The organism is Bacillus sp. WMMC1349 (genome assembly GCF_013155385.1).
Lineage (GTDB): Bacteria > Bacillota > Bacilli > Bacillales > Bacillaceae > Bacillus.
Window position 1 is genome coordinate 295,375 of sequence record NZ_JABJUQ010000007.1, and the last position, 14,274, is coordinate 309,648.

The 14,274-nt window shown below is 38.3% G+C and carries 13 protein-coding genes; 7 read left to right on the forward strand and 6 right to left on the reverse strand.

The window, feature by feature from the left end:
- Positions 1-3: 3 nt before the first annotated feature.
- The 3 genes from HOO54_RS04050 to HOO54_RS04060 form a co-directional block, all read right to left on the reverse strand.
- The gene (locus HOO54_RS04050; protein ID WP_172292806.1) at positions 4-1,335 is read right to left on the reverse strand and encodes a (Fe-S)-binding protein; all 1,332 of its coding nucleotides are present in this window, start codon (positions 1,333-1,335) and stop codon (positions 4-6) included.
- Positions 1,332-2,744: a glycolate oxidase subunit GlcD gene (gene glcD, locus HOO54_RS04055; protein ID WP_172299322.1), complete on the reverse strand. Its 1,413-nt coding sequence runs from the start codon at positions 2,742-2,744 to the stop codon at positions 1,332-1,334. The genes HOO54_RS04050 and glcD overlap by 4 nt, the downstream gene beginning before the upstream one ends.
- A gap of 233 nt (positions 2,745-2,977) precedes the next feature.
- Positions 2,978-4,330 (reverse strand): hypothetical protein, encoded by a 1,353-nt coding sequence (locus tag HOO54_RS04060; RefSeq protein WP_172292808.1) that lies wholly within the window; start codon positions 4,328-4,330, stop codon positions 2,978-2,980.
- A 151-nt stretch (positions 4,331-4,481) separates the two neighbouring features.
- On the opposite strand from HOO54_RS04060, the gene HOO54_RS04065 reads away from it, so the two are divergent.
- Entirely contained in the window at positions 4,482-4,685 is a 204-nt protein-coding gene (locus HOO54_RS04065; protein ID WP_172292810.1) for a YcdB/YcdC domain-containing protein, read from the forward strand.
- A gap of 980 nt (positions 4,686-5,665) precedes the next feature.
- On the opposite strand, the gene HOO54_RS04070 is transcribed toward HOO54_RS04065, so the two are convergent.
- The gene (locus HOO54_RS04070; RefSeq protein ID WP_172292812.1) at positions 5,666-6,691 is read right to left on the reverse strand and encodes an acyltransferase family protein; all 1,026 of its coding nucleotides are present in this window, start codon (positions 6,689-6,691) and stop codon (positions 5,666-5,668) included.
- Positions 6,692-7,387: 696 nt separating this feature from the next.
- Here HOO54_RS04070 and HOO54_RS04075 point away from each other — a divergent pair.
- Positions 7,388-8,728: a C40 family peptidase gene (locus tag HOO54_RS04075; RefSeq protein ID WP_172292814.1), complete on the forward strand. Its 1,341-nt coding sequence runs from the start codon at positions 7,388-7,390 to the stop codon at positions 8,726-8,728.
- 50 nt (positions 8,729-8,778) lie between these two features.
- Here the strand turns inward: HOO54_RS04075 and HOO54_RS04080 are convergent, their stop codons facing one another.
- Positions 8,779-9,591 carry an ABC transporter permease subunit gene (locus HOO54_RS04080; protein ID WP_172292816.1) on the reverse strand — a complete coding sequence of 271 codons (813 nt, stop codon included), beginning with the start codon at positions 9,589-9,591 and terminating at the stop codon, positions 8,779-8,781.
- Complete coding sequence (locus tag HOO54_RS04085; RefSeq protein WP_172292818.1) at positions 9,588-10,475, reverse strand: ABC transporter ATP-binding protein; 888 nt, start codon at positions 10,473-10,475, stop codon at positions 9,588-9,590. Before HOO54_RS04085 ends, HOO54_RS04080 begins: the two co-directional genes overlap by 4 nt.
- A 154-nt stretch (positions 10,476-10,629) precedes the next feature.
- On the opposite strand from HOO54_RS04085, the gene HOO54_RS04090 reads away from it, so the two are divergent.
- The 5 genes from HOO54_RS04090 to HOO54_RS04110 all read left to right on the forward strand — a co-directional run bounded on the left by HOO54_RS04090 (position 10,630) and on the right by HOO54_RS04110 (position 14,220).
- Positions 10,630-11,217, forward strand: coding sequence for a TetR/AcrR family transcriptional regulator (locus HOO54_RS04090; RefSeq protein ID WP_172292820.1), 588 nt, complete (start codon positions 10,630-10,632; stop codon positions 11,215-11,217).
- A 316-nt stretch (positions 11,218-11,533) separates the two neighbouring features.
- Positions 11,534-12,136, forward strand: coding sequence for a TerD family protein (locus HOO54_RS04095; RefSeq protein ID WP_172292822.1), 603 nt, complete (start codon positions 11,534-11,536; stop codon positions 12,134-12,136).
- 31 nt (positions 12,137-12,167) lie between these two features.
- Positions 12,168-12,749, forward strand: coding sequence for a TerD family protein (locus tag HOO54_RS04100; protein WP_172292824.1), 582 nt, complete (start codon positions 12,168-12,170; stop codon positions 12,747-12,749).
- 56 nt (positions 12,750-12,805) lie between these two features.
- Positions 12,806-13,384, forward strand: a complete 579-nt coding sequence (locus HOO54_RS04105) for a TerD family protein (protein ID WP_172292826.1) — start codon at positions 12,806-12,808, stop codon at positions 13,382-13,384.
- A gap of 80 nt (positions 13,385-13,464) precedes the next feature.
- Positions 13,465-14,220, forward strand: a complete 756-nt coding sequence (locus tag HOO54_RS04110) for a TerC family protein (RefSeq protein WP_216664826.1) — start codon at positions 13,465-13,467, stop codon at positions 14,218-14,220.
- The last annotated feature ends 54 nt before the right edge of the window (positions 14,221-14,274 follow it).

Sequence of the window (14,274 nt, forward strand, 5' to 3'; positions counted from 1 at the left end):
CATCTAGCTTGTTGATCTATGATAAGCCTCCAACAACAACTCTGCCAGATGAACAGCTCTCATTTGTTTTGAAAGACCTGCGCGTTTGATCCCAAGCTGCATCTGTAAAAGACAACCAGGATTAGCGGTGACAATAGTTGTCGCCTCAGTCGATTTAACTGTTTTCATTTTGGAGTCAAGTATTTTCATTGACATTTGTGATTCGACAATGTTGTAAATACCGGCTGAGCCGCAGCAACTGTCTGCATGATTCATTTCTCGATATTCAATTCCTTCAATACTGTGGAGCAGGCGGCGGGGTTCGGCAAATGTTTTCATCACATTTCGTAAATGGCATGAATCTTGATATGTTACAACCTGGTTTGGCAGTTGAAGTTTTTGTTCCTGAAAATTTAATTCTAAAAGGATGGAGGAAAAATCTCTTAGTTTATGAACAAACGACTTTGCACGCTGTTGCCATTCAGCGTCGGTTTTCAAGAGATGGTCATACTCACTTAAAAATGCTCCACAACCTCCTGCATTTGTGATGATATAGTCAACATGTAAGTTTTCAAATGCTTGAATATTTTGCTTTGCCAACAGAATGGCTTGTCTTTTCTCACCACTATGACCGTGTAAGGCCCCACAGCATGCTTGCTGTTTTGGGATGATGATCTCACATCCTGATATTTGTAGCAGTTTAATCGTTGCCTGATTGGTATTGAAAAACAATGTGTCCATTAAGCAACCAGTGAAAAATGCAGCGCGCTTTTTGCGCTTACCGGCCGCAGGAAGGAGTTCAGGTCGTTTTTTGACCTGTTTCATTTTCGGGATGCTGGGCAGAACACTTTCCAGTCCGGCAAGATGTTCAGGCAGAATGCGAAGAATGCCTGTTTTTCGTACGGCGGTTTGTAGGCCTGAGCGCTGATAGATACCGATCATCCCTGTCAGTGCCCGAATTCGTTGTTGATGTGGAAACAGCCCTTTAAATATAAGATGTCGAAGTAATTTTGTGGGAAATGAGTGCTTCTTGTTTTGGTTCAAAATATCACGGGTTTCCTCTAATAAATGCCCATAGTTAACACCTGATGGACATACAGGTTCACAAGCACGACAGCCAAGGCACAGCTCAAGGGAGCGTTCCACATCTTCATCAGGTTCAATCACACCATCAACGACTGCTTTCATCAGCGCGATCCGTCCGCGTGGTGAGTGGCTTTCTTGAAAGCCTGATTCTATGTATGTAGGACATGATGGTAGACAGAAGCCGCAACGCATACAATGAAGGAGTTCTTCTTCATCAAGCCGTTCCTGAAATTGCTGTTGAATGGCTTCTTTTTCTGTACTTGTTGTCATCTTGTCATCACCAGCCGTTTCCGAGATGATTTTGCGAACATCTTGCCAGGGTTCATGATATTATTTGGGTCAAAAGCATGCTTGATTGCTTTCATGGCGGCAATTCCAGATTCGCCGAGTTTCAGTTCCAAGTAAGGGGCTTTCATGACACCGACCCCATGTTCTCCGGTAATTGTCCCGCCAAGTTCAACGGCTTTTTCGAATATTTCTGCAAAAGCTAGTTCGACACGCTTCATTTCTTCATTGTTCCGTAAGTCTGTCGTACATGTTGGGTGGAGGTTTCCATCTCCTGCATGACCAAACGTACAAATGGTAATTTGATGTTTTTCGGCAATACTGTTAATTGCCGTTACCATTTTGGCAATTTCTGAACGGGGAACTGTAGCATCTTCTAAGATCGTTGTCGGTTTTAAACGGGCCAAGGCTGACAGTGCTGTTCGGCGGGCATTGCGGAGTTTTTCTGCTTCATCCTCTGTTTGTGCTGTCTCGACAGATAGTGCATGTCCTTGTTTGCATATTTCCTCAATCTTCTTAATATCGCGGTCAACTGTTTCAGCATCTCCATCTTGCTCAATGAGAAGCACGGCTTTAGCATGAACCGGAAGACCGATGTTGGAGTAATCTTCAATGACCTGAATGGTTGGTTGATCAAGAAATTCGAGTGTTGCTGGAATGATTTTCGAAGAAATAATATTTGAGACTGACTGGGCTGCGGAACCAATATTTTGGTAAAGAGCAAGAACGGTTTTCTTTGTTTGAGGAGCAGGAATTAATTTTAATGTCGCTTCAGTGATGACACCTAATGTCCCTTCAGAGCCAACGAACAAGCGTGTTAGATCATAGCCGGCTACATCTTTCGCTAGTTTTCCACCGGTGCGGATCATCTGACCGTTGGCTAGAACAATTTCTAAAGCAATAACATAATCTCGGGTGACTCCATACTTGAGACCGCGTAATCCACCCGAGTTTTCATTAATATTTCCGCCGATCGTCGAAATGGCAAATGAACTGGGATCAGGCGGATAAAATAAACCTATTTCCGCTGCTGCTTGAATGACGTCAATGGTGATGACTCCTGGTTGAACAGTGATGGTTAAGTTTTCGTCATCGATTTCTAAAATTTGATTCATATGTTTAAATAGCAGGACAATTCCGCCTTCTGTCGGACATGTCCCAGCACACAAATTCGTGCCTGAACCGCGGGGAATGATCGGTATATGGAATTGACTGCAAATTTTTACAATTTGTGAAATCTCTGTTTTGTTCCGTGGTGCGATAACCGCATCAGGCATTGATTGAAACTGTGGTGTTGCATCATAAGAATAGACAAGGCGTCCTGCATTTGAATCATCATAGTTTTCCTTACCGACAATATCGATAAGCCGAGCCTTTGTTTGAGCAGAAATCATCATTTGATCACATCCTTTACCATTTATTATACAAAAAATCGATACTCTTGAACGAATGTATGGGAAAACAATCTTTTCTCCATCTTTCATGAAAAAAGACCAAACATGGGGCGATTTATAGTTTTTCCATGCCTGAATGAACGGGTCAGATATTGAGATAAACAGACAAAAAAATCTGGTGAACCACACAAGGTAGTTCACCAAATCTTATGTTCTAAGAACTCTGTCTGTTGTTAAGAGAGTTCTGTTTTCCAAGATATTTTAGATTTTGAGAACCATAATTCCCAGAATTCCTTTTTAGATTTTACCTCATATTGATGGATGATAATGTAGTCTCTGATCGCTGGTGTCGCTAAGTAAAATTCGTGATTTGGTGCCTTAAAGTGTTCTCCTGTAATTGTCGCTCTGTTTTTTGTTAACTTAACACGATAACTGTAGTCCGTTTTTGGATAGTAGCTGCCAAATGGATTCTCAACCGAATGGTTTAATGTCCATTCAAGAACATGACGTTTTTTTTGATGAATGACTCGCTTGATACCTGCACCGTTGATTGATTTTTTCTCTTTCACACGACGGCACTTAGAATCATAGCATCTAATGGCTTTCCCCGTTTTTTTAAACAGGGCAATACTTGTTGGTGAGTGGAATTGTGTGTTTACCTGAGCATTAGTGATAAACTTGTTTGCATAAAAATCAAAACCTCTGTTATCGCCTTTAAAGTAATATTGACGTTTATGGGCTGGGTTAGGGTCTTTGACTGATTGGTATGGAATGAATGTTGTATAGTCCCAGCCATACATATTATCTCTAGGCAGCTTTCCTTGGGTAAATAGGTTTTCGTTTTTTATGAACCTATCTAATATTGATTTTTTTGAAGTTAAATAGGATTCATCATTAACTGGTATATCTACAATCGTTGACAATAAGCCTTCGACACTCATCAATTCCGCTTTTTCTTTAGCGGAGAGTTGTGAATTCAACTGTTTGAATGTTTTCTCCATGTCTTTTTGCTTTTCTTTAGCTGGATCAATACGAACATGAATCGAATAGTGAAATTGCTTACCGGGTTTCACGTTCTGATCTGTGAAATTTAAATTGGTTGTTTCCGCTATTTTTTTGTTGTCCTTATATATTTCATAGATTCCATCTTTATCAGGAAGTGGATCCCAGGACAGTTGCACAGAGTCAGCGGCTGCTATCACATCTATATGGCCGTTCTCAATTTTGCTGTTCATGAATATTTCTGGGGAAGATGCTTTATTTAGAGGTGTTGGAGGTTGATGTAAATCATTTGTTATACGAACAGAAACAACTCTTTTTAACTTCTTTTCTTGGTAAATGCCAATTTTATATTTGTCGCCAATTGTAGAGATACGTTTAGTCAGTTGATTGGAGGGCCCTTCATATAACAAAGTCCCATTTCTGAAAAACTTGTATTTATCACCTTTGTCATATACCTTTATTGTAGCTTTACCATTTTTCACTTTAGTTTCAATATTAGCAATCTCTTTTGCATAGCTATTGCCAGTTCCAAATAAACAAAATAACAGCACAACAAACAAGGGGAGAATCATAGTTTTTTTCATTAAAACGCCTCCGTTCCTCAATTAAATTTTTTAAAAAAACTTTAGGTATAAATTAACTATTTTGCATATTTTTTACTTTTTAGATTATATCATACCTAATCATAATGCGAAATACAATTTTCGATATTTTTAAATTAGAGGGGTGTTTGTAATGGTCAATAAACTGCAAACCGCACAGCAAATTGGCGGCATTTCTGCTCACTATAAGCTCGTAATTGAACACCAAGCGAAAGATCATGGCAACGCTTTATTTGTATGGGAGGATATTGAGGTTAAAAGAAAAAGCTCTTCAGTTTGTTGGATGTCATTATGCGAAAAGCTGCAGAAAAATTTGTTTTTTTGGAGAAAAAAATGACAGATCACACCATTCAATATACATATTCACAGACTGTTCTTGGGCTTCCGCTTCCACAAACTGGTTTGTCGTGACAATGATGAGAAGCGGAGTTATAAAATACTTCCATTATTATGGTATGACAGATTCTTACTCAATCCCAAAGCGAATAGTTGACAAACAACAGATGATATCTGATTATCTTCAAGATGTGAAGTTTAGGCTTTGTATTTCAGAGTGTAGCGATCTGTTGCGTCTTGTGTATGAACCGGTTACCAGCCTGCTGATTTGTCAAAGAAAAGGGCGAGAGTAGGTATGAAGGGAGAGGTCTATTTAAATAGCTTTCTGAGCCGGCTTTCTTGATTGGCGTTTTTGTACATTGGGGGCTGTCCTGAAAGTAGTGTGGAGGGGAATTTGCTCGTTTTCCGCGGGCGATCCGTGAGCCTCCTAGGAGCTCGTTCCTTGCTGCTGAGGGGTCTCGCCTAGTTCGTTGTTCCCGCAGCAGTCTCGCAATTCCCTCTTCATGTTGATAAAGGACTTTTTAGACAGCCCTGTATTTTTTGGTTATACAATTTCTTTAGAAGTTAAATTCATTTCATTCTATAATCACGATATCAAAAAAAACGATTTTTACAAACTTCAGCAATCAATTCAATCAATGTCGCAAAGTTACACGTTTATCCAAAAGTCTGTAAATGGAGATGCTCAGTCCACCATCCACATGAGTGGAAATTGTGCTCTTCCTTTAAGTTTGATTGTTTGTGGGTACGCAGCCGTCACAATTGAAGCCGGTAAGGTGATCGCAGTTGCCTGTTTAATTGAAACTTTCGCGGTGTTGTTCACACAGCTTGCCAAAGCTCAGAGATCGGATCTTATATATATCTTAGCATCCCTCCGATTGTAGCAAGTTGCTTTCAAGCATAGCTTTATTATATGAATGGTGTCAAAGGAGAAAAATCCAAAATCCGGTCACGAAAAAAGCGTTTCAATCTGATAACAAGTTATCCAACCGTCTCTTGATAGGTTGTTCGTTTTTTTCTGCCTAAAAGGACAGGGTATTTATTGAAAAATAAAATACAAGGTATCATGAAAACAATGGTAAATGCGCTGTAAAATATAGTCCAACTTAAATTGTATGTCTCTTCAATGTCAATCCCTAGAACAAAATAAACAAAAGCTTTGCTTAAGTGTATTCCTGTAAAATGTAAAACGAGGATTGTTAAAGAATGCTTACCTAAAAACCGTAGCATATTTGAATGCTTTAACTTAAAGCTTAAGTAGATTGTTCCGGCTATTCCGAGAATTGAAGTAAGATAAAAAATATCAATCTCGCCATATTGATTGGCTCTCATATCAATCCTTTCAGAATTAGCCGCCTGTAAAAAGCCGACAGACAAGAAAAACAATGAGCATAATATCATCGTTGGATCTGATTTAAGTTCATGCAAATGTGACTGACATAAGTATCCTAAAGCGTAAAACACTAACGCGGTACAAGCAACTCCAGCGTTCCACGGGAGACTTTCTTCAAGTTTTAAAGTACTCATATAACCGAGCAAGGCACTTCCTATCGTAAACAACAGAACAAATCGACCTTTCGCTAGTTTCATAAACAGAAAGAAGACGACTTCAACTAGAAATAAAACAGTTAAAAACCAAATAGCAGGATTAAAGGTTAGCTGAAAGTGATCCTCGTTAGAAATGAAAATCCCCGTAAATGGCACAAAAGGATCGACATGTTTACTATGACTAAATGGAAAGTACCGTTCAACAAAAAACCAGAACAAATAAGTAATGATTGAAAAACAAATGTAGGGAAACAGCAAGCGCTCTACTTTTTTTTGAAAGAACGTTCTAATGGGTAGATGCAATTGTTTGAACACTAGACCGGATAAAAAGAAGAATAAAGGCATATGAAATGAAAAAACGAATGACTTGACTTCAAGAGTTGTCGGCACATGACCGATGATTACCAAAATCATACCTACACCTTTTGCTACATCAATCCAGTTTAGTCTTTGCTCCATAAAGATCATCACTCCTCGTTTCAGATCATTGGTTTGGAAATGCTGTTTTCACTATATAATAGAAATCCTGTAAACGAGTTTACAGTTCGCTAACGAATCAATGACATATGATAACAGCGTAAATGTCGTTAACAAATATCGACACAGTTAGGAATTAATGAAATGAAGTTGATACGGTTTAAGTTCAAGAAACATTAAAATACCATACTTTAGAACTATTCAATTAAGTGATACCAATTTAATGAGGGACAAGAAAGGTCTTCACTTCGACCGATTTCAGCATATATTTGAACTGGTTCAAATATTTTGCAACTGACAAAAATGTACTTCACCCTTTTAAAACTATTGATTATTACCTCGGTACCTACTGTGTCCTCCCCTTCGAATAGTACTCACTATACGAATTCACCTCATCTTCCCACTCCACACTACTTTTAGGACAACCGTTGTTTTGAAGAAACCTTGATTTGAGAGGAAAAAGACAGAACATGACAGTGTTGAAACAAAAACGAAATATAAATGTAATATAAATTGAAACTTATTGTCGAAAATAGATGTTATAATAACCCATGTGAAAAAGTTCGTAAGATTTAATCATAGGTCGTAAGTTTAGGAGATCAGTTTTTTAACAACTTCATACTTTAGAAAAATTACATAATGAAAAATAAAAAATACATATGGAAAGAGGAGTAAAAAGTGAAAAGAAAAGTTTGTACTCTCGGTTTAGCGTCGGTTATCGGAACAGCTGGTATATTTACCCCTTTTATCAACAACACAGCATCAGCACAAACACAACAGGAGATTCAAAAGAAACGTTCGGATGTTAACTCCAGTATTGAAAGCAAACGAAAAGAAGTGGCAAAGCTTCAAAAGCAACAAGAACAGCTTGAAGAAAAAGCCAAAAAACTCGATGAAAAAGCACTTAACACAAGCAATGAAATCGATGACAAAAAAGCAGAACATAAAAAGGCGAAAAAAGAAGTAGCAAAACTGAAAAAGGAAATTAAAGAAACGGAAAAAAGAATTAAAGATCGTTCAAAAAAAATCAAACAACGTGTGCGCAGCTTGCAGGAAAACGGCGGCTCACAAAGCTACATCGATGTTCTCCTGGGTGCACAAAGCTTCGGAGATTTCATCTCGCGGGCCACAGCCGTTTCAACGATTATGGATGCAGATAAAGACTTGCTCGAAGAACAAGAAAAAGATAAAAACAAGCTTGAAAAAGCAATGACTGATTTGAATAAAAAACTGGATGAAATTCAGACAACATTAGCTGATTTGAAAAAGCTGAAAAAAGATCTTGATCAACAGCTGAAAAATCAGGGCAAACTTTCTAAACAGTTGAAAGAGAAGCAAAATAAAGCGGAATCAGAACTTAATAGTTTGAAAGATCAAGCAGGTTCTTTAACAAAAGAGGAAAAAGCTCTTCAACAAAAGATTAAAGCTGAAAAAGCAAACGATGCAGTAGCTAAGAAGGCACAACAAGAGTCAAAATCAGCGGTTGAGAAACATTCAGGATCTTCTTCTGACGAAAAATCAAGCGGATCTTCTCATAAAGGTTCATCAAGCAGCAAATCAAGTAAAGGTTCATCAAGGAATTACTCTTCAGGTGGTTCAGCTGTAAGCAGTAACAGCGGTGCAATTGAAGGTGCGATCAGTGCAGGATCAAGTCTTGTTGGTAAAACACGCTATGTATTTGGAGGCGGACGGACACAGTCTGATATTAAAAATGGTCGCTTTGACTGTTCATCATTTGTTCGTTGGGCTTATGCATCAGCAGGTGTTCAATTAGGATCTGGTCTCTCTGCTTCAACAAGCACACTTGTCACAAAAGGTCGTGCTGTGAGTCGTGATGAAATGAAACGCGGCGATTTGGTCTTCTTTGACACATACAAAACAAACGGACATGTCGGTATTTATTTAGGAAATGGTCAATTCCTTAATTGTAATACTTCTCATGGTGTATCAATCGATAGCATGAACAGTCAATATTGGGGAAATAAATTTAAAGGTGTTGTTAGACGGGTAGTCGAATAATTGAATGAACCACCGCCGTTCCAAAAGGAAACGGCGGTTTTTTAGTATTGTTACAGTGGTAAGTCACGTTTTTTAAAGATGACAATACCAATTGCAAAAGTGATTAAACCGATGGCTAACAAACTGAAGGACACTGCTGTTATCTCGGCATTGCCTGTGACAATCTCACTCGGTCTGAATAAAGAGAAAAGCGACAGATTTCGCAACCATTCAGTTTTATCACTCAGTTTTCCGATTAAATCTAAACTGAAAAATAAAAATGTGATCGTTCCTGAAAGACCAAGTGCTTTTTTCTCATCATTTGAAATGGCAGAGATGAGAAAAGAAATACCGCTCACTGCAAAGAAGAGTAAAAAACCTGCAAGATTTAACAACAAAAATGCGGAAACATCAAAATCAAATTGATCACCAATCAACCATTGATATCCAGCAAGTCCAGCGAGTGTTGTAAAAGCCATGATTAAAAATAACCCGGTTGTCAGTACACTAGCTTGGGTAAAAGCGACTTTTCCTCTTGTGGTCGGTGTAGCCAAGATATACGCCATCGCTCCTTGATCGACCATTTTTGCCAACAGCTTAGTTGACAGCATAACAGAAAAAATCGAAAGGATCACAATAAAGATTAACCCGTAATATTCTCCTGACATAAATTCTTCTAGACTGCCCAAACCGTTTTCAAACCCAAAAGCCTTCAAAAAACTTTTTGGCATCGCATTGATCATGTTTTCGATATCTTCTGTATTTTTGGCAATGCTCGGATAGATTCCTAAAATTAAAATGATATAGAAAGCAGAGCCGATTGCATAACTCATCATACCTTTAAAATTCGTTTTGATCATTTGTTTGTATAGGGGCAGGTTCATTTTACTGACTCCTTTCTGTCATAGAAGTTCATAAACACTTCTTCAAGGCTTTGCGTTGAAATGTCGATATGGCGAATCTCGTATTTAGCTACTTCTTTAATAAACGGGTCGTGGTTTCCTAAAACAGCAACTTTCACATGGTTGTCTTGATATGAATCAATTTCAAACCCTGATTTCATAAATACCTGAATGTCGGCCCGGTTTTCAAAAGTGATTTCAAACACTTTTCTTTGCATAGTTTGTAGTTCATGAATATCTTTGACGGCAATGATAATACCATCTTTGATTATCGCGGCTCTGTCACAGGTCTTTTCAATTTCCGGAAAACTGTGAGAAGACATTAAAAATGTTGTTCCTTTGTCTTTTTCCTCAAGGACAAGCTCAATAAACATTTGTTGCATCAGTGGATCAAGTCCAGATGTTGGTTCATCAAGAATGATGACTTCTGGAGAATGCATAAAGGCAGCGACAAGTCCGACCTTTTGTTTCATCCCTTTCGACATTTTTCTAATCGGTGTATCGACGTCAAATTGGAGCCGCTCAATCAATTGATCACGTCTGTCTGTGTTTTTCATACCTTGCATATCTGCCATAAAGTCAAGAAATGTTTTTCCGGTCATTCCTTCAATAAAAGCAATTTCCCCAGGGAGATAGCCAACAAAACGCTGGACTTCACCTTGTTTTTTCCATACATCCATACCGCCCACACGAATTTTGCCTTGATCAGGTTTCATAAATCCCATAATGTGCCGAATCGTTGTCGACTTTCCTGCTCCATTAGGTCCTAAAAAACCAAAGACTTCTCCTTTTTGAATAGTGAATGATACATCAAATATCCCTTTTCCATTTGAAAATGTTTTTGTCAAATTTTCGACTGTGAGCATAATAAAACCTCCAGAAATGAAAAATATGAAATATAATCATTTAAATATTACATAATTTATTTTACGTTCATAAGAACTTTTTTGTCAATGAAAATAATGAAATATTTTTATGTTATAATTTCATTAAGAAAAGTTTTTAGAACAGGATGGTAAGATGAACGGATTTGAAAAAAGAGCTTTGTTAATTAAAGAAAAAATTAAAAAGACTGCGTTGAACATGCTAAGTTATTGCGAACCGAAGCAAATTCGAATCATGGACATCGCGAAAAATGCAAATGTATCACAAGTGACGATTTATAATTATTTTGGCAGTAAAGAAGCATTATTAAATGAAGTTTTTAAAGACTATATTGATCAAGCCATTCAAGAATTTGAAGAATATATGACGAAAAATATTTCTGTAAAGGAAAAAATCGAATTAATCATCTTGCAAAAGAAAGAAGCCAACAGTCAGAAGTTCGCTCTGACAGTGGTGAAAGAGTTGATGATAGAGCAACATGAAATGATGGATTATATTAAAAAGCAATATGATGAAAGGGTGATTCCTCTCATGCTTCAACTCATCGAAGAGGGGCATCGCTCAGGAGAAATTTCTCCTAAAATTACCGCACAAGGGTTTCTCGTCTTTATTAACATGATCATTGATTATTCTAAAACATTGGGCGAAGCATTCGAGAAAAACAAGCAATTTGCAGAAGAAATGATGCAGATTTTTTTCTATGGTCTTTGTGGAAGACCATAATTCATACTCTGTACTGCTAAAGAATGCCTGGTATTGTTGTTAACAATGGACAGGTCATAATAAAAGATTCGCTATATAGGAGCTATCCAATCAATTCGTACAATACAATGGTTGACAGGTTCAAAAGATTTATAAAAAAATATGAAACTTTCATTTGAGTGTGTTCGTATATATGGTTAAGTCAATTAAATATTGATACATTAGTCACATATTTAATGAAAACAACTTAGAAATGTTGTATGATGAAGTGAATCACGCTGGCGTGATATGGCATGCTTTATTGAGAAGGTTATCATTCTAAGAAGGAGTGAATGGTTTGGCTATATCTTTAGAAAAAGGTCAACGAATTGATTTAACAAAAGGAAATGCTGGGCTTTCGAAAATTTTGGTTGGTCTCGGATGGGATCCTATATCTTCTGGGAGCGGCGGTTTTTTTGGAAAGCTATTCGGAGGAAGCGCTCCGAATATCGATTGTGATGCATCTGTACTGATGCTGGAAAATGGTAAAGTTACAGATAAGAAGAGTGTGATTTATTTTGGACACTTGAAAAGCAGTTGTGGGAGCATCCGGCATACAGGCGATAATTTAACTGGAGAAGGCAATGGTGATGATGAGCAAATTATTGTCGATCTTGATAAAGTCCCAGCACATATTAATAAACTAGTATTTGTCGTGAATATTTACGGATGTGTGAAGCGTAACCAGCACTTTGGAATGATTGAAAATGCCTTTATCCGAATTGAGAATATGTCCAACCATCAGGAGATGGTGAAATATAATCTAAAAGATGATTATTCTGGACGGACAAGCCTCATAGCTGGAGAAATTTACCGAGACGGTAAAGAGTGGAAGTTTACAGCTGTTGGTGAAGGAACGAATGACACAAGTCTTACGGAAATAGTCAAACGATTCGGTTGAATTTTGAAAGTTTAAAAAGGAGGAATTTAAAGTGGCAATTTCATTAGCGAAAGGGCAAAAAGTTGATTTGACGAAAACAAACCCAGGACTTTCTAAGGTGATTGTCGGGCTTGGCTGGGATGTAAATAAATATGATGGCGGGGCAGATTTCGACCTTGATGCCAGCGTATTTTTACTTGATGCAACAGGTAAGTGTACTTCAGAAAAGGATTTTATTTTTTATAACCAAACACAAGGTGGCAACGGTTCTGTCTTACATACAGGTGATAATCGGACAGGCTTGGGTGACGGTGATGATGAGCAGGTGAAAGTCGACTTGAATAGCGTGCCTGCGACTATTGAAAAGATCTCGTTTGTGATCACAATTCATGATGCAGAATCCCGCAGCCAAAACTTTGGTCAAGTATCAAATGCTTATGTTCGTGTTCTTAACGAAGACTCCAATGAAGAACTGGTTCGCTATGATTTAGCGGAGGACTTCTCAATTGAAACCGCACTGATCACAGGTGAACTCTACCGTCACGGAGCAGAGTGGAAGTTTTCAGCGATCGGTTCAGGTTATCAAGGTGGACTAGCTCGGATTGCTACTGATTTTGGCTTGCAAATCGGTTAATAAATCACTGGACGGCTGCTTTATGTGGCCCTGAAATGATTGGGGAGGTTTGATTAATGACGATTCAATTATCTAAAGGGCAAAGAATTGACTTAACGAAAACAAATCCAGGTTTAATCAAAGGGCTGATCGGATTAGGCTGGGATACAAATAAATACACTGGCGGAGCAGATTTTGACTTGGATGCTTCCGCTTTTCTTGTCGATGGAAACAATAAATGTGTAAATGATGAAGATTTTGTTTTTTACAATAATCTAGAGCATCCGAGTGGGTCTGTTATTCATACAGGCGACAATCGTACAGGTGAAGGGGAAGGCGATGATGAGCAGATCATTGTCGACTTTTCGAAAATTCCTGCTCAAGTTGAGAAAATTGGGATTACTGTCACCATTCATGATGCAGAAAGTCGCAGTCAAAACTTTGGACAAGTATCAAACGCTTTTGTCCGCTTGGTCAATGAATCGACAAATGAAGAGTTGCTGCGTTTTGATTTAGGCGAAGATTTTTCAATTGAAACGGCGGTTGTTGTGTGTGAATTATATCGTCAAGGATCAGATTGGAAATTCAACGCAATTGGGAGCGGGTTTTCTGGAGGATTGGCGTCACTTTGCCGTAATTACGGTCTGCAAGTCTAGTGTTTTGACTGAATCACAAGTGTGATTCAGTCTTGCTTTTCATTAATAGGAGGTAACAAAAAGTGGAATTATTTCATCATATGATGTCAATTTACGCCTCATTCTTTGATTTGGAGATGTGGGCAGAGGTTTTAACAGATCCCGTTTCCTGGGGTCTGATCGGTTCGCTTGTTGTGCTTGAAGGTCTTTTATCAGCGGACAATGCTCTGGTACTGGCTGTAATGGTTAAGCATCTTCCGGAAAAACAGCGTAAAAAGGCGCTGACTTACGGTTTGATTGGGGCCTATTTCTTTAGATTTCTCTTTATCGGGCTCGGTATGATCTTAATTAAATTTTGGTGGATCAAGCTGCTCGGTGCAGCGTATTTGGCATGGCTTGTCATTAAACACTTCTTCATCGGTGAGGGTGATGATGGAGCAAATGAAATAAAAAAAGACAGCTGGATGGTTCGCATTTTCGGTGTGTTCTGGGCAACTGTCATTTCTGTAGAATTAATGGACCTTGCTTTTTCAGTTGATAGTATCCTTGCAGCGTTTGCGGTGTCTGAAAAAGTCTGGGTGCTTTTGATTGGCGGAATGCTTGGTATCCTGATGATGAGGACGGTTGCCAAATTATTCTTGACGCTGATTGATAAGGTGCCTGAACTGGAAGCGACAGCATTTGTGTTAATCGGAATTATCGCGGTTAAGATGGCTGCAAGTGTCTGGGGTTTTGAGTTGCCGCACAGCGTATTTTTTGCCATTTTGCTCATTGCTTTTGCAGCTACATTTGTGATTCACTATTTCAACAAGCAAAAAGCGATCAAAGAACAAACGGCTGCTTCAAAAGAAGATTGAGTTTAAAAATGAAGGGGTGGTGCTGATCTGCTCCATCCCTTTTGAAATAAACAG

What these genes read in the sequence shown, in the direction of transcription:
- HOO54_RS04070 (WP_172292812.1), bottom strand. Translation starts at nt 6,691, where the DNA reads ATGGAGCAAAGACTAAACTGGATTGATGTAGCAAAAGGTGTAGGTATG.
- HOO54_RS04065 (WP_172292810.1), top strand. Translation starts at nt 4,482, where the DNA reads ATGGTCAATAAACTGCAAACCGCACAGCAAATTGGCGGCATTTCTGCT.
- HOO54_RS04085 (WP_172292818.1), bottom strand. Translation starts at nt 10,475, where the DNA reads ATGCTCACAGTCGAAAATTTGACAAAAACATTTTCAAATGGAAAAGGG.
- HOO54_RS04105 (WP_172292826.1), top strand. Translation starts at nt 12,806, where the DNA reads ATGACGATTCAATTATCTAAAGGGCAAAGAATTGACTTAACGAAAACA.
- HOO54_RS04090 (WP_172292820.1), top strand. Translation starts at nt 10,630, where the DNA reads ATGAACGGATTTGAAAAAAGAGCTTTGTTAATTAAAGAAAAAATTAAA.
- HOO54_RS04050 (WP_172292806.1), bottom strand. Translation starts at nt 1,335, where the DNA reads ATGACAACAAGTACAGAAAAAGAAGCCATTCAACAGCAATTTCAGGAA.
- glcD (WP_172299322.1), bottom strand. Translation starts at nt 2,744, where the DNA reads ATGATTTCTGCTCAAACAAAGGCTCGGCTTATCGATATTGTCGGTAAG.
- HOO54_RS04080 (WP_172292816.1), bottom strand. Translation starts at nt 9,591, where the DNA reads ATGAACCTGCCCCTATACAAACAAATGATCAAAACGAATTTTAAAGGT.
- HOO54_RS04110 (WP_216664826.1), top strand. Translation starts at nt 13,465, where the DNA reads ATGATGTCAATTTACGCCTCATTCTTTGATTTGGAGATGTGGGCAGAG.
- HOO54_RS04060 (WP_172292808.1), bottom strand. Translation starts at nt 4,330, where the DNA reads ATGAAAAAAACTATGATTCTCCCCTTGTTTGTTGTGCTGTTATTTTGT.